Here is a 15,317-nt window from a genome sequence, read left to right as displayed (position 1 = left end):
TGGTTAATCAGTAAATGTGTGTTTTCCTCCAGTATTATAGCACATGTGAATATACTTTACAAGAATCTATTTTACATAGTCACAATTTTCATTTGAACATTTTACTTCATCTACTTTTCTATTTTTTTTATGCACTAAAATAGAATTACATTTTGGACAAAATTCATTTATAGGTTTATCCCAAACTGCAAAATCGCAAGATGGAAATTTACTACACCCATAAAAAAGTTTACCTTTTTTGGATACTTTTTCTATAATTTCTCCTTCTTTACATTTTGGACATTTTATTCCTATTCCTTTTATTATAGCTTTAGTAAATTTACAATCCGGAAACCCAGAACAACCAATAAATTCTCCATTTCTACCATGCTTTATAACTAATTGTTTCCCACATTCTGGACAAAATTCATTTATTTTTTTATCTTCTACTTTGTAAATATTTGTATCAGATTTTGCACTATCTAAATTTCCTTCTAAACTCTTATAAAAATCTGCTATTATCTTCTTCCAATCCAAATCTTTTTCAGCTATTTCATCAAGTTCTTCTTCAAGTGTAGCTGTAAATTTTTCATTTATTATATCGCTAAAATATTTTAACAAGAATGAGTTAACATTTTCCCCAAGCTCTGTCGTAAAAAATCTTTTTTTATCAAGTTTCACATAGTTTCTTTTCAATAAACTACTAATTATTGAAGCATAAGTACTAGGTCTACCTATCCCGTCTTCTTCCAATGTTTTGACAAGAGAAGCTTCTGTAAATCTTGCTTTAGGTTTAGTAAAATGTTGGTTTTTTTCAATATTTTTAGTTTTTACATTTTCTCCCTTTTCAAGAAAAGGAAGTGTTTCTTTTTTATCTTCTACTGAATATATAGCAGTAAATCCTTTAAATAATTCAATATTACCATTTGCTTTAAATATATAATTTTTATTTAATAATGTAACACTAGTTGACTCATATTGTGACGGTTCCATCTGACTTGCTACTACTCTATTCCAAATTAATTTGTATAACTTATATTGATCATTTGATAAATTATCCCTTAGATTATCTGGTGTTCTAACTATTGAACTAGGCCTAACTGCTTCATGAGCATCTTGTGCACCCTTTTTATTTTTCCCATACGGATTTCCTTTTGAAGCATATTCCTTACCAAACTTTTTTTTGATAAATTCTAAAGACTCTTTAATTATTTCAGAAGATATTCTAGTTGAGTCTGTTCTCATATATGATATTAATCCAACTGTTCCTTCTTCTCCTATATTTATACCTTCGTATAATTGTTGTGCAACAGACATTGTTTTTGATGCAGAAAATCCAAGTCTTCTATTAGCGTCTTGTTGCAAAGTACTTGTTGTATAAGGTGGGTAAGGATTTCTCTTTTTCTTAGTTTTTTTTATGTTATCTACTACAAAATCATTTATATTTATATCATTTATAATTTTTTCTGTTTCATCCTTATTTTTTAATTCATTTTTATTTTCTTTACCATTTACCAATTCACCATAGTAAGATGACACAAACTCTATTTTTTCTTTTATGTGTTTTGCTTCTATTGACCAATATTCTTCTGGTACAAACTCTCTTATTTCTTTTTCTCTTTCACATAAAAGTCTAAGAGTAACTGACTGAACTCTACCTGCACTTAAGCCACTTTTAACTTTCTTCCACAATATTGGAGAAATTTCATATCCTACTAATCTATCTAATATTCTTCTTGCTTGTTGTGCATTAACAAGGCTCATATCTATTTTTCTAGGGTTTTTAATTGCATCTTTTACTGTAGGTTTTGTTATTTCGTGAAACTCAACTCTATTAGTTTCATTTTCATCTAAACCTAACAAATGACTTAAATGCCAAGAAATAGCTTCACCTTCTCTATCAGGGTCAGTTGCCAAATAAACTTTACTAGCTTTCTGTGCTTGTTTTTTTAATTCTTTTATTATGTCACCTTTACCTCTAACATTTATATATTGAGGCTCAAAGTTATTTTCTATGTCTACTCCCATTTTACTTTTTGGAAGATCTCTTAAATGTCCAACAGAAGCTACTACTTTATAGTTACTTCCTAATATTTTTCCAATAGTTTTAGCCTTTGTTGGTGATTCTACTATAACTAAATTTTTCGCCAAATTTATGATCCTTTCATAAGTATTAGTTTGGTGAAAATTTTCCACCATTTGTCTCAATAATATAACCATTAAGTTCTAAAATTGTCAAGATTACATTAATTTCGTCTATTTTTATATTCAATATATTTGACAATTCATCTGCTGATGAATTATTTTTACAAATCTCTTCATATATTAGCTTGCTAATACCTTCCAATTGCTTACTTACTAGATTTTCTTTTACTGTATCATATTCTATCTCTTCTAGAATATCTTCTACTGAAGCTACTATTTTTGCTCCATCTCTAATTAACAAATTTGTTCCTTTACTGTATAAGCTATTTATATTACCAGGTACTGCAAATACTTCCTTGCCTTGCTCTGCTCCATAATTAGCTGTAATTAAAGTTCCTGATTTTTCCATAGCTTCAATCACTACTACTCCCTGACCTATTCCAGAAATAATTCTATTTCTATATGGAAAGTTGTATGGATATGGTTTTGTTCCTAATGGGAATTCCGATATTACAGCTCCATTTTGAATTATATCATAATATAAATCATGATTTGTTTGTGGATATATTACATCTAGTCCACTCCCCAAAACTGCTATTGTTCTATTGTTATTTTTTATTGAAATTTCGTGAGATATTTTATCTATTCCTGAAGCCATTCCGGATATAATAGGAATCTTACATTTAGATAGTTCCTCAGATATTTTGCTACAAGCCCATGCACCATAGTTTGTACACTTCCTAGCACCAACTATTGAAATGCCCTTACTATCTTCATTTTTTAAATTTCCTTTATAATATAACATCATTGGATAGTCTTCAATATCATATAAATTTATAGGAAAATTTTCATCACCATAAAAAGTTAATTTCACACTTGAATTTTTGATTTTTTCTATATATTTATCAATATCAAAATTTAAGTTTTTTATAATTTTATTTAAAGTTCTCTTATCTATGTTTTTTATATCTAGAATAAAATCTTTATTTTGTTTTAACTCTTTTAAATTTTCAAAACTTTCTAAAAGTTTTCTCATATTATTATTTGATATTCCTACTGCATTTAAAAAAAGTATCAATTTCTTGCTCATAAATTCTCCTAAGAATTGCTAATTAATTTCTTTATTAATTTAAATCTATCAACTCGTTTTATTCCTTTTACCTCTATATCTGTTCTATAGTCTATATTAATATTATTCTTGTCTAATAATTTTTTTATTTTAATCTTACAACGTCTTCCTTGACATTGTCCCATTCCCGCTCTTACTCTTCTTTTTATGCCATCTATTGTATTAGTAGGTATTTTTTTATTAAAACAACTCATAATATCTATATCGTTTTTTTCTTCACAAATACAGATTAGTTCCTCTTTATCATAATGTTTTTTCTTATAATTTCCAAAGCCTTCCCTGTATGGGTTAAAATCTTCTTTTTTATTTAATTTAATTCCTTTATTCTTAAGTATATTTAAAACATATTCTGCAATAGCTGGAGATGAAGTTAATCCTGGTGACTGTATTCCAGAAACATTTATAAAGTTTTTAACAGAACTTTCTTTTATAATAAAATCATCATTATCAGAGATTACCCTAACTCCTGCAAAAGTTCTTATTATTTTATTTGGATCTATTCTATTTGAAATTAATTTTGATTTTTCAAATATTTCTACCAGTCTATCCTCATTAGTTTCAAACTTTTCTGATTTTTCATCTAATGCATCAGGGCCTATTATTAAATTTCCATATACAGTTTTAGAAACTAATACACCTTTTCCCAATTTTGTAGGCATTTGAAATAAAACTGAATTTATTTTATCTCCTTCTGTTTTATCAAATACTAAATATTCACCAGACCTATAAGAAATACTAAAATCATTAGCTCCTATCATTTTTGATATTTTTTCTGAACTTGTTCCTGAACAATTAATTATAATTTTACTTCTATATGTATCTTTTTCAGTTTTAATTGTGAAATATTCTTTATTTTCTATATCTATAACATTTTCATTCAAGAATAAAAATACTCCATTATCTAATGCATTTTCAATAAGAGCTATTGTATATTCAAAAGGAGAACAAACTCCTGCTCCCTCACAATATAGAGCATATTCAAAGCTTTCTTTTATATTAGGTTCTAATTTTCTAATTTCTTTACTTGTAATTATTTTTAAATCATTTAGTCCGTTCTTAATTCCATTAATTTCTAAAGATTTTAATTTATCTAAATCTTCGTTTTCCCCTAATAATAGCGAACCTAATTTCTTATATCCAAAATTTAATTCTTCATTTAATTGTTCAAACTTAACTCTTCCTTTATAACAAATTTTGCCCTTAAAAGTATTACTACTCTCTGCATATCCACCATGTACTATTGCTGAATTAGCCTTACTTGCTCCCATGCAAACATCTGGTTCTCTTTCTATTATTCCTACTTTTAATTCATATTTACTAAGTTCTCTAGCAATACTAGCTCCTACCACTCCTGCTCCTATTATCAATATATCAAACATTTTATCTCCTTACATATGTATAAAAAAAGAAGCTTATATGCTTCTTTTTATAAAATATTTTCATCAATGAAATCATTTAACGGAATTTGTAACTTTTTTATTGCATTTTTAAAAACTAAATTCGGTTTTACAGATACATTAATATTTTCCTTAGTTATAGGATGTAAAAACTCTAATTGAAATGCATGTAAAAGTTGACTCTCAAATTTAACTTTTTCATTTCTAATGCCATAAGTTTTATCTCCTACAATATTATTGTGTCTATATTTTAGATGTACTCTTATTTGATGTGTTCTTCCAGTATCAATATTAATTTTAAGTAAAGTATATCTATCATTATAACTAACTGGATAAATCCTTGTAATAGCATTTTTACCATTATTTATTCTTACTGACATTTTTTTTCTATCTTTTTCATCTCTTCCAATTGGCAAATCTATTACTTCTTCATCTATTATTTTTCCATTTACAATGGCTAAATATGTTTTCTTTATTTGATGCTCTTTAAACATTTTTTCTAATTTTTGATGTGCGATATTATCTTTTGCAACTATTATAAGTCCTGTTGTGTCTTTATCTAACCTATGTACTATTCCTGGTCTAAAAGGTAAATATATATCTGATAATTTAGGAAATCTATACATTATTGCATTTACAAGTGTATCTTTTGTATTAGTTTCAGTTGGATGAACAGTCATATTTTCTGGTTTATTTATAATTGCAATGTATTCATCTTCATAAACAATATCTAAATCAATATTTTCAGGCTCTATAATAACTTGTTTTTCTTTTGGAATTTCAATATATATTTTATCTCCATTAGAAACTTTTATACTAGGTTTAGCAATCTTGCCATTTAATATTATTTTTTTTTCATCAAATAAGTTTTTTAAAAAACTTCTTGAATAGTCTTTCAGTTCATTTACTAAAAATTTATCTATTCTTATAGGTTCTATATTATCTACAATTATATTAACTTTAATCATATATTTTCTATTTGCCAATCTATAGGTTTCATATCATTTTTCTTTAAAAATTCATTACATTTAGAAAATGGCTTGCTTCCAAAAAATCCCCTATAAGCTGAAAGAGGAGATGGATGTACAGACTTTAAAATAAGATGATTTTTATTGTTTATTAATCTTTCCTTATTTATTGCATTTCTACCCCAAAGTATAAATACCATTGGTTTTTCCCTATTTCCCAATATTTCTATTATTTTATCAGTTAAAATTTGCCATCCTAAGTCTTTATGTGAATTGGCGTTTCCTGCCCTTACAGTTAGAGATGTATTCAGTAATAATACTCCTTGTTCCACCCATTTCATTAGATATCCATTATTTGGTATATAACATCCTATATCATTTTTTAATTCTTGAAATATATTTTGTACTGATGGAGGCTTTCTAACTCCTGGCAGAACTGAAAAACTATGTCCATGTGCCTGATTTGGACCATGATATGGATCTTGTCCTAATATTACAACTTCTACATCTTCATAGTCCACTTTTTTCAAAGCATCATAAATATTGTCCATCTTAGGATAAATTGTATAATTTTTATACTCATCTTTTAAAGTTTCGCGTAATTTTAAATAATAATCTTTTTGAAATTCATCTTTTAATAAATTATCCCAATTATTTTCTAATTTCACCATTATATTTCCTCCAAATCTTTTGTCAAAAAGACTGAAAAAATCATTAATATGCAACCAGATACTACAAAAATATCTGCAAAATTGAATACTGGAAATTCATATCCATTAAAAAAAGTATATGATATAAAATCTACTACATATCCTCTAAATATTCTATCTATAAAGTTTCCTATAGCTCCTCCTATTATTAGAGATAAGCTAATAATAGTAATCAAATTAAATTTATTATAACTTTTTATTAAAACATACACTAACATAAGTAAAATAGCTATTGTTATTATAGTTAAAAATATTTTTTTATTTTGAAAAAAACCAAATGCTGCTCCTCTATTTTCAACATAAACAAGCTTCAATTTTTCTCCTATAAGACTCACATCACCTTCTCTAAGTGATATTGCTTTAAACTTTGTAAATTGATCTATTGCAATTGTAAGAACAATTATTAATATAGCTATCATATTTCTCCTACTCGTATTTAATATATTTTATTCTAAATTTATCTTTTTTTGTTTTGCCTTGTATATCTAAAAATTTAAATCTTCCAAATCCTCTAACTGATATTATATCTCCTGGTAACAATTCTCCATGTATTTTTTTTAATTCTTCATGGTTTACTTTGACTCTTCCTGATTTTATAACTGAAGAAACCTTATTTCGTGACAAATTAAGTATTTCAGATAACAAAACATCTAATCTTAATGATGATACAGTAGCTGAATATTCCGAATAATTATCTTGAATATTTTCGTAAGGAATATTCTCAACTATTTTAAATTCCACATTATTTCTACCTATATTATTCAAATTAGCTAAAATATAATTACTTATACTTTTTCTAACAACTATGTAAATACTTTTGTCATCAATTAATATATCTCCTATTTTACTTCGCACCACTCCAAGTGCTAAAATTGAACCCAAAACATCTCTATGAGTAACGTCTTCTGTCGTTTTTCCACAAGCTATAAAACTAATGTATTCTTTTTTATCTAAATATTCAATATTATTTCCTAACAATATACAATTTCTCTCGCACTTTTCAAAATTAGGAATTATTTCATAATTTATATTGGAAAATGTTTGAATACTTTTTATACAATAATTAATTTCATTAGGTGTCAAAAAATCTGAACAATAAGATATATTTTTTTCTTTAACTATAAATAGACTATCAATAAACTTCTTGATAGTCTGTTTGGTATCTACATCATTTATATGATTTAAAATTTTAAAATATTCTTCATTCATCTATTTGCTCTTAATACAATTAGATTATAATTGATAAAATCCCTTACTTTGTATTTGATCTTTTATTTTACCATCAATTTCTACACCTTTAGGTGCAATTATAAAAATATCTTTTGTAACTTTTTGTATTTTACCGTTTATAGCATATATTCCACCACTTACAAAGTCAAATATTTGTCTTTTATTATCCATTTCTAACATTTCAAGATTTAATACTACAACATTTTTGCTTAAAATATCATTTAACACTAATGGAGCATCATCAAACATTATTGGTTCATGAACAACAATTTTAACTTTATCTGTTGTTGCACTACTTTCTTTAATATTAACAATATTATTCTTTTTAAATCTGTCATATGACTCTTCTTTTTTAGATTCTGTCTTTACTTCTGATGTTTCTTTTGGCTCAGCATCATAATGTCTATCATCATAGTAATCTTCATTATAATAGTCATCATCATAATCTTCGTCAAAATCATCTCCAAAACCTATTAAGTTTTTAAATTTATTAAAAAAATCTGCCATTACAGCCTCCAATTAATTATAGTTTCGTTTTCCAAATATACTTGTTCCTATTCTAACCATGTTAGAACCTTCTTCTATCGCTATTTTATAATCATGGCTCATTCCCATAGATAGAATCTCCATGCTAATATTTTTAAATTCTCTTTTACTTAGTTTATCATAAATTTGTTTCATTTGTTTAAAATACACTCTAACTTCTTCTAAATCCTCTAAAAATGGTGCAACTGTCATCAATCCTTTAACTTTTACAAATTCACACTTTTCTACCTCATTTAATAAATCTTCTAAACTCTCTTCATGTAAACCTGTTTTTGTTTCTTCTTTTGCTAGATTCAACTCTATTAAACAATTAAATGTGCTGTTATTCGCCCTTCCTCTTTTTTCTAATTCTTTTAATAAAGATTTTCTATCTAGAGATTGGATTAATTTTACTTTATTAATTAAATATTTTACCTTATTTGTTTGTAAATGACCAATCATATGTAAAGAAATTTCTTCATTATTTATCTCTTCATATTTTTTAGTGATTTCTTGAACTTTATTTTCTCCAAAATCAATTTGTCCACATTCATATGCTTCTAAAACTCTTTTTGAATCTACCGTTTTTGATACTGCTATTAAAGTAATATCTCTATCTATTGATAAGTCTTTTTTTAATTTTTCTATACTTCTATTTATTTCTTCCAAATTATCTTTTATGCTCATACAATCACCTATTCTATCAGTTCACCTAATTTTACATTTTTAGGATTTTTTATAATCTCATCAAAATTTTTTATAGTACTATGGTCTTTGCCATTTAATTCTATAATTCCATTTTCTCCACTATCTATAATAGCATTCTCTTTATTTTTATTAATTACTTTTACTGGTTTAAAATCAACAATTCCACTAGGATTCTTTATATATACTCCTTCAATATCGTTTTGTGAAGTTAGGCACTTAATTGGAATCTCATAGCTACTTAGCCTATAATTTATAAGTTCAATTTCATAGAACCTCGAATCTTTTGTAAATTCAAATCCAGTATTGAATTTAGCAGCTATTGTAAAAGTATTGTTTTTTAAGCTTATTTCCTTTACTGTACCTATCAGTGATTTATCACCAACTTTAATTTCAATATTATCATTGGCTTCATACATTTTTTCTATTTTATCACTATCTACAGTAAATATCATTACATATTCTTTATTGTTAATAATTTTTAAACCACTATACTCTAGGTCATTATCAATTTTTATATTTCTGAAATCTAAATTAAAATTTTCTAACTTAATATTATATATATTGTAAATGTCTTCATATCCATCAACTTTATTTGATATTATTCCTGAGTTCATAGATTTTACATTCAATCCATTAGATTCTAATACCTTTTTCAAAATCTTATATCTGTCTAGTAAATATTCTTTATACTCAATAGAATTGATATTACTAGTCAAAGCAGGTATTTCACCTACAGTATTATAATCTTTATTTCTAATTAACTCTATAACCTTATGAATGTCACTAGTATCTGTATTAACTTCTGTTTCACCATTAACAATGCTTATTGCATTATTAATTTCTTTTAAAGTCATTTCCGTTTTTTTTGAATTACTTAAATCTCCAATATTAGAATTAACTTTTATCTTTAATTCATTTAATCCTTCCATGTTTCTATTTCCACTTTTAGCATAAACATGCTCATCTCTAACTACAAGAGCTGTTGTATCAATAGCTTTTTCATATTTTATAGGATTATTTAATGATATTGTACTATTTTTTATAAAGCTCATATATATATTTCTAATAAAAACAAATACTATTAATAGTATTATTATAAAAAATATATTTATTTTTATTTGCTTTTTTCTTTTTAATTTTGCTTTTCTCATAGAATCCTCTAAAATATTATAACATATAGAAAAAAAAATAAAAAACTCCTTTATTAATAAAGGAGTTTTTTATTATTAGAATTTTTTTCTACTACCTGGTTTAACTAGTTCGATATTATCATTACAAAGTGGACAATCATCATTATCATAAGTGTTTATTTGTAAAGCTACTGCCGGGAATAGTTTGTATCCAACATCTCTTCCACTAGTTCTATCTACAAGACAAGCAACTCCTACTACATTTCCACCATGTTCTTCAATTACCTTCATAGTTTCTACAGAGCTTTTTCCTGTTGTAACAACATCTTCAACTATTAATACATTTTGTCCAGGCTTTATTTCAAACCCTCTTCTTAGAGTCATTTCATCATTTTCTCTTTCTGTAAATATTGCCGGTACCCCTAAAGCTCTTCCTAGTTCATAAGCTATTATTATTCCACCCATTGCTGGTCCTACAACTAAATCAACTTTTTCATCAACAAGTTTTTCTTTAATAACTTTACATACTTCCTCTGCCTTTTCTGGATATTGCAATAGTTTAGCACATTGTACATACTTGTCACTATGTTTTCCTGAAGATAATAAAAAATGTCCTGTTAACAAAGCATCACTTTCTTTTAATAATTCAATTACTCTATTTTCCATAATTTCCCCCTTATATTATTCCTGTAATTTCTTCTAAACTTTTAATATTTTCTTTTATCATAAATTTTTCTATTCCATCTATAATATCTACCATAATATCTGGTTTTATAAAATTAGCAGTTCCAACTTGTATAGCCGTAGAACCTACCATTATAAACTCAATAGCGTCTTCCCAGTTCATAATTCCACCCATTCCAACTATTGGTACATCTACAACATCGTGTACATCTTTAACCATTCTAAGTGCTATTGGTTTTATTGCTGGTCCAGAAAGTCCTGCTGTGACATTTCTAAAAATAGGTTTTCTTTTATATATATCTATTGCTAAGGCATTAAATGTATTAACTAAAGATAAACTATCTGCTCCTGCTTCAACACAAGCCCTTGCCATTTCTTTTATATTCTCTGCATTTGGAGATAACTTAACCATTAGTACTTTATCTGTTTTTTTCCTTACTTCTTGAACTACATTAAAAGCTGTATCACATTTTATGCCAAATGCCATTCCACCTTCTTTAACATTTGGACAAGATATGTTAAGTTCTATTATCTTAACATCTGTCTCATTTATTAGTTCAATACTTTTTAGATAGTCTTCTAATTGTGCTCCTCCAACATTAGCTATTATTTCAGCACTAAATTGTTTCATAAAGTCTAAGTCATTTTTTATAAACTCTGAAATTGAAGGATTTTGAAGTCCTATACTATTCATTATTCCCGAAGGAGTTTCATGAATTCTTCTTCCAGGATTTCCATCTTTTTTAAAATAAGTTAGTCCTTTTGTAGATATTCCACCTAATTTATTTAAATCTACATATGGTTCAAATTCTCTACCAAAACCAAATGTTCCTGAAGCACCAATTACTGGATTTTTTAACTCTACTCCACAAATATTAACTTTCAACATCGAAAATCACCTCTTCTCCGTTAAATACTGGTCCTTCATGACAAACCCTTTTAATTCCTTTTGTTGTTTCTATTGCACAACCTAGGCAAGCCCCTATTCCACATGCCATATGGGCTTCTAAAGAATAATATGACTTAGCATTTAAACTTAAATTCTTAAGAGAATTCATCATAGGATTTGGTCCACAAGCATATACAACATCATACTCATCTTTTATATAATCTGTTATAAATCCTTTTTTTCCTTCATTTCCATCATTTGTTGTAACAATTACATTATCTACAAATTCTTTCATTTCATCCATCAAATAACTTGAATTTCTAAAACCAGCAAAAAGATCTACTTTACCGTTTAATTTTCTTGCTAAATACTTCATAGGTGCAAGTCCTATCCCACCTGCTACAAGTGCAATTTTCTTATTATCTTCTAATGGGAATCCATTACCTAAAGGTCCTAAAATTTGCATACTAGCACCTTCTTTTAAATCTGCCATGATTCCTGTTCCTTTTCCTACTACAGCATATAAAAACGTGATTTTTTCATCGTCTAAGTCAAATATACTTATAGGTCTAGGAAGTAATGGATATTCATCCCACGCTCTTAACATATAAAATTGTCCAGGGACTCCTTGGAAATTTCCTTCTAATTCCATTATGAAAATTCCTTCATCTATTTTTTCATTTCTTAATATCTTAGCCGAAACGTAATTATTTTTTTCCATATATATCATTCCTCATAATTTCAACAGCTTGTCTAGTATAGTCTTGGAATTTATCTTCTCCGTCTTCAAATTTTTTATAAGCTGTTATTATACCTCTTGATGAATTTACTACTCCACCATTAAAATCATTTAAATACAATCTTATATCTTCTGCTTTTCCACCTTGTGCACCATATCCTGGTATTAAGAAAAATGAATTTTTAAATCTTTCTCTAATTTCAGTAGCTTCTTCGCTGTATGTACCACCTACAACAAACCCTAATGAACTGTATCCACTTGTTCCTATAAACTCTTCAGCCATTTTGTATATATTTTCCCCTATTGTATAATACATTGGTTCTCCATCATACTCTAGATACTCTATATCTTTTGCACCAGGATTGGACGTTCTTAATAATACAAACGCTCCCTTTTCTCCACTCTTAAAATAATCAAAGTATGGAGTTATGCTATCATATCCCATATATGGATTTAGAGTTATAAAATCCACCTCAAAATCTCCGCTAAAATGTCCTTTCGCATATTCTTTTGCAGTAGCTGCTATATCTCCTCTTTTTATATCTCCTATTGATAAAGCTTTCTTTTCTTTTAAATATTTCAATGTTTTTGAATAGGCTTTTAAGCCTTCTAGTCCCATTGCTTCATAATATGCTATTTGTACTTTATATATTCCTGTAATATCATTTGTACAATCAATTATTTGCTTATTATACTCAAATATAACTTCTGCTATATCATTAGATTTATTTCTGATATTCTCTGGAATATAATCTAAACTTGTATCTAGACCTACACACACAAATCCTTTTTCTTTAACTGAGTTATATAACTTATCTATTATCATTTTTATCTCCTATTCTTCCATATCATAAATCTGATCACAATATTCACATTTATATAATGAGTTTTCTCTATTTACTAATGAAAATTTGTGAGTAATATTTCTTTCACTTGTAGATATACACCTTGGATTTTTACATTTAACAACATTTTCTATATACTCTGGCAATTTCATATTTATTTTTTCAACTATTTTTTGATTTTCGATAATATTTACTGTTAAATCTAAATCTATAAACGCTAAAGCTGTTAAATCTAAGTCTATAACATTTTCGATTTTTATCATATCTTTCTTTCCACATTTCTTGGAAGAAGCATTCATAATTAAAGCAACTGAATAATCTGCTTTGTCTAAACCTAACATCTCGTAAATAATATGTCCGTGTCCTGGTTTTATATGGTCTATTACTATACCTTTATTTATACTATTAATATTTAACATTATTTAACTCCTAACAATTTTAATATTAATGCCATTCTAACTATTACACCATACTTAACTTGGTCAAAATACAATGCTCTACTATCACTATCTACTTCCACGCTTATTTCATTTACCCTTGGTAGTGGATGAAGTATTGCTAAGTCTTCTTTTGCTGATTTTAATTTTTTCTTGTCTAAGATATAGCTATCTTTTAATCGTATATAATCTTCTTCATTGAAAAATCTTTCTTTTTGTACCCTTGTCATATATAAAATATCTAATTTGTCTATGACATTTTCTAATCTTTCTTCTTCAATGTATTCTATTCCTTTTTCTTCTAAAACATATTTTATATATTCTGGTATTTTTAATTCTTCTGGAGAAATAAACACAAATTTGTTTCCCTTATATTCTGACATTGCTTTTACAAGTGAATGCACTGTTCTTCCAAACATTAAATCTCCACATAGTCCTATTGTAAGATTTTCAAATGTCTTTTTGCTTTCTAATATTGTCAACATATCAGTTAATGTTTGAGTTGGATGTTGATGCCCTCCATCTCCAGCGTTTATTAAAGGTACTTCTGTGTAATCTTTTGCTAAGGTTGATGAACCTTCTTTAGGATGTCTCATGGTAATAATATCAACATAACTGCTTACTGTTTTTATAGTATCTGCTAAGCTTTCGCCTTTTGATGTTGATGATGAATTACTCTCTGAAAATCCTATGCAATCTCCTCCTAATCTGTGAATTGCTGACTCAAAACTTAATCTAGTTCTTGTTGATGGCTCAAAAAAAAGAGTCCCTAGAATTTTTCCATTACATAAATTTGAAAAATTCTCAGGACTCTTAATAATGTCTTGAGCTAATAACATAATATCCATAATTTCAGAATGTGAGAAGTCACTTATCTCGATTAAATTCTTTCCTTTTAACATTATTTTCCTCCTAAAGACATTAAAATTTTATTTACTTATTATTTTTTCTTTATATACAATAACATTTAAAAAATACCCTGTCAACTTATAAAAAATATTTTTCTATTACTTTAACCACACCTTTTTTATCGTTAGAATCCGTTAATTCATCTGCTACCTCTTTTACATTATCCATAGCATTTTTCATAGCTATTCCTTTTCCAGAATATCCAAGCATAGAGATATCATTTTCTCCGTCACCTACAGCTATAATTTCATCTTTATCAATACCATATGAGTTAGCTATATATTCTAACGCTTTACCTTTTGAAGTATCTTTTCTACTAACTTCTATAACAAATGGTAAAGAAAAATATAGTTTACAAGCATCTGTTGCATTTTCAAACTCTTTTTTATACTCAACTAATTCTTCATTCTCTGCTGCAATTACAACTTTATTTACCTTATGATATAAATTATTTTCTGATAAATATTTATCCAAGTTACCAACTTCTTTTGCTGGGTAATCTGAAAATTTATCCATAACCTTGCTGAATTGCGATTTTCTTGAAGCTATGTATGAATTATTTTCTACAAATACCATTGGAAAATATCCCATATCTAGAGCTAATCTAACTGAAAACTCCACATATTTTCTTGGTAAACATAAATTCATTATATGATCTACACCATCTGATGTTGTTATAATAGCTCCATTCATAGATCCAACCAGTCCTTCTAGTCCTATTTTTTCAGCTACTTTAACTATGGATTTAGGCTCTCTTCCTGAAATTATAGTAACTTTTATACCTTTACTAATTATTTTTTGTATACTTTTTGCTGTATCTTCATCAACTGTATGTTTACTATTTAATGTTGTCCCATCTAAATCTAATGCTAATAATTTATACATTGACTACC

The 15,317-nt window shown here is 27.0% G+C and carries 17 protein-coding genes; all 17 read right to left on the bottom strand.

What is annotated here, in order from left to right; genetic code table 11:
• Positions 1 to 66: 66 nt before the first annotated feature.
• Complete coding sequence (gene topA / locus CS899_RS01095; protein WP_099203675.1) at positions 67 to 2,130, bottom strand: type I DNA topoisomerase; 2,064 nt, start codon at positions 2,128 to 2,130, stop codon at positions 67 to 69.
• A 22-nt stretch (positions 2,131 to 2,152) separates the two neighbouring features.
• Entirely contained in the window at positions 2,153 to 3,214 is a 1,062-nt protein-coding gene (gene dprA / locus CS899_RS01090) for a DNA-processing protein DprA (RefSeq protein WP_099203117.1), read from the bottom strand.
• Positions 3,215 to 3,222: 8 nt separating this feature from the next.
• Positions 3,223 to 4,632 carry an FAD-dependent oxidoreductase gene (locus CS899_RS01085; protein ID WP_099203116.1) on the bottom strand — a complete coding sequence of 470 codons (1,410 nt, stop codon included), beginning with the start codon at positions 4,630 to 4,632 and terminating at the stop codon, positions 3,223 to 3,225.
• Positions 4,633 to 4,679: 47 nt separating this feature from the next.
• Positions 4,680 to 5,618 (bottom strand): RluA family pseudouridine synthase, encoded by a 939-nt coding sequence (locus tag CS899_RS01080; RefSeq protein ID WP_099203674.1) that lies wholly within the window; start codon positions 5,616 to 5,618, stop codon positions 4,680 to 4,682.
• Positions 5,615 to 6,289 (bottom strand): uracil-DNA glycosylase, encoded by a 675-nt coding sequence (locus CS899_RS01075; protein ID WP_099203115.1) that lies wholly within the window; start codon positions 6,287 to 6,289, stop codon positions 5,615 to 5,617. Before CS899_RS01075 ends, CS899_RS01080 begins: the two co-directional genes overlap by 4 nt.
• Positions 6,289 to 6,747, bottom strand: coding sequence for a signal peptidase II (lspA, locus tag CS899_RS01070; protein ID WP_099203114.1), 459 nt, complete (start codon positions 6,745 to 6,747; stop codon positions 6,289 to 6,291). Before lspA ends, CS899_RS01075 begins: the two co-directional genes overlap by 1 nt.
• A gap of 7 nt (positions 6,748 to 6,754) precedes the next feature.
• Positions 6,755 to 7,537, bottom strand: coding sequence for a YlmH family RNA-binding protein (locus tag CS899_RS01065; RefSeq protein WP_099203113.1), 783 nt, complete (start codon positions 7,535 to 7,537; stop codon positions 6,755 to 6,757).
• Positions 7,538 to 7,561: 24 nt separating this feature from the next.
• Positions 7,562 to 8,065 carry a cell division protein SepF gene (locus CS899_RS01060; protein WP_099203112.1) on the bottom strand — a complete coding sequence of 168 codons (504 nt, stop codon included), beginning with the start codon at positions 8,063 to 8,065 and terminating at the stop codon, positions 7,562 to 7,564.
• A 12-nt stretch (positions 8,066 to 8,077) separates the two neighbouring features.
• The gene (locus CS899_RS01055; RefSeq protein ID WP_099203111.1) at positions 8,078 to 8,770 is read right to left on the bottom strand and encodes a YggS family pyridoxal phosphate-dependent enzyme; all 693 of its coding nucleotides are present in this window, start codon (positions 8,768 to 8,770) and stop codon (positions 8,078 to 8,080) included.
• A gap of 8 nt (positions 8,771 to 8,778) precedes the next feature.
• The gene (locus CS899_RS01050) at positions 8,779 to 9,942 is read right to left on the bottom strand and encodes a biotin/lipoyl attachment domain-containing protein (RefSeq protein ID WP_099203110.1); all 1,164 of its coding nucleotides are present in this window, start codon (positions 9,940 to 9,942) and stop codon (positions 8,779 to 8,781) included.
• Between the two features lie 75 nt (positions 9,943 to 10,017).
• On the bottom strand, positions 10,018 to 10,587 hold the full coding sequence (gene pyrE, locus CS899_RS01045; protein ID WP_099203109.1) for an orotate phosphoribosyltransferase: 570 nt from the start codon (positions 10,585 to 10,587) through the stop codon (positions 10,018 to 10,020).
• A 10-nt stretch (positions 10,588 to 10,597) separates the two neighbouring features.
• Entirely contained in the window at positions 10,598 to 11,494 is an 897-nt protein-coding gene (locus tag CS899_RS01040; RefSeq protein WP_099203108.1) for a dihydroorotate dehydrogenase, read from the bottom strand.
• Entirely contained in the window at positions 11,481 to 12,215 is a 735-nt protein-coding gene (locus CS899_RS01035; RefSeq protein ID WP_099203107.1) for a dihydroorotate dehydrogenase electron transfer subunit, read from the bottom strand. Before CS899_RS01035 ends, CS899_RS01040 begins: the two co-directional genes overlap by 14 nt.
• A complete protein-coding gene (gene pyrF, locus CS899_RS01030) occupies positions 12,202 to 13,059 on the bottom strand; it encodes an orotidine-5'-phosphate decarboxylase (RefSeq protein WP_099203106.1) in 858 nt (285 codons plus the stop codon). The genes CS899_RS01035 and pyrF overlap by 14 nt, the downstream gene beginning before the upstream one ends.
• 9 nt (positions 13,060 to 13,068) lie before the next feature.
• The gene (locus tag CS899_RS01025; RefSeq protein WP_099203105.1) at positions 13,069 to 13,497 is read right to left on the bottom strand and encodes an aspartate carbamoyltransferase regulatory subunit; all 429 of its coding nucleotides are present in this window, start codon (positions 13,495 to 13,497) and stop codon (positions 13,069 to 13,071) included.
• Positions 13,497 to 14,417: an aspartate carbamoyltransferase gene (pyrB, locus tag CS899_RS01020; protein WP_099203104.1), complete on the bottom strand. Its 921-nt coding sequence runs from the start codon at positions 14,415 to 14,417 to the stop codon at positions 13,497 to 13,499. Before pyrB ends, CS899_RS01025 begins: the two co-directional genes overlap by 1 nt.
• Positions 14,418 to 14,502: 85 nt before the next feature.
• Positions 14,503 to 15,309 carry a Cof-type HAD-IIB family hydrolase gene (locus CS899_RS01015; protein ID WP_099203103.1) on the bottom strand — a complete coding sequence of 269 codons (807 nt, stop codon included), beginning with the start codon at positions 15,307 to 15,309 and terminating at the stop codon, positions 14,503 to 14,505.
• Positions 15,310 to 15,317: the final 8 nt, after the last annotated feature.

The sequence above is a fragment of the Miniphocaeibacter massiliensis genome, assembly GCF_900232905.1.
GTDB lineage: Bacteria > Bacillota > Clostridia > Tissierellales > Peptoniphilaceae > Miniphocaeibacter > Miniphocaeibacter massiliensis.
This window is presented reverse-complemented; position numbering and strand designations above follow the sequence as displayed.

Coding starts and splice junctions, on each gene's coding strand:
- dprA (WP_099203117.1), bottom strand. CDS start 3,214: ATGAGCAAGAAATTGATACTTTTTTTAAATGCAGTAGGAATATCAAAT.
- CS899_RS01085 (WP_099203116.1), bottom strand. CDS start 4,632: ATGTTTGATATATTGATAATAGGAGCAGGAGTGGTAGGAGCTAGTATT.
- CS899_RS01080 (WP_099203674.1), bottom strand. CDS start 5,618: ATGATTAAAGTTAATATAATTGTAGATAATATAGAACCTATAAGAATA.
- CS899_RS01075 (WP_099203115.1), bottom strand. CDS start 6,289: ATGGTGAAATTAGAAAATAATTGGGATAATTTATTAAAAGATGAATTT.
- lspA (WP_099203114.1), bottom strand. CDS start 6,747: ATGATAGCTATATTAATAATTGTTCTTACAATTGCAATAGATCAATTT.
- CS899_RS01065 (WP_099203113.1), bottom strand. CDS start 7,537: ATGAATGAAGAATATTTTAAAATTTTAAATCATATAAATGATGTAGAT.
- CS899_RS01060 (WP_099203112.1), bottom strand. CDS start 8,065: ATGGCAGATTTTTTTAATAAATTTAAAAACTTAATAGGTTTTGGAGAT.
- CS899_RS01055 (WP_099203111.1), bottom strand. CDS start 8,770: ATGAGCATAAAAGATAATTTGGAAGAAATAAATAGAAGTATAGAAAAA.
- CS899_RS01050 (WP_099203110.1), bottom strand. CDS start 9,942: ATGAGAAAAGCAAAATTAAAAAGAAAAAAGCAAATAAAAATAAATATA.
- pyrE (WP_099203109.1), bottom strand. CDS start 10,587: ATGGAAAATAGAGTAATTGAATTATTAAAAGAAAGTGATGCTTTGTTA.
- CS899_RS01040 (WP_099203108.1), bottom strand. CDS start 11,494: ATGTTGAAAGTTAATATTTGTGGAGTAGAGTTAAAAAATCCAGTAATT.
- CS899_RS01035 (WP_099203107.1), bottom strand. CDS start 12,215: ATGGAAAAAAATAATTACGTTTCGGCTAAGATATTAAGAAATGAAAAA.
- pyrF (WP_099203106.1), bottom strand. CDS start 13,059: ATGATAATAGATAAGTTATATAACTCAGTTAAAGAAAAAGGATTTGTG.
- CS899_RS01025 (WP_099203105.1), bottom strand. CDS start 13,497: ATGTTAAATATTAATAGTATAAATAAAGGTATAGTAATAGACCATATA.
- pyrB (WP_099203104.1), bottom strand. CDS start 14,417: ATGTTAAAAGGAAAGAATTTAATCGAGATAAGTGACTTCTCACATTCT.
- CS899_RS01015 (WP_099203103.1), bottom strand. CDS start 15,309: ATGTATAAATTATTAGCATTAGATTTAGATGGGACAACATTAAATAGT.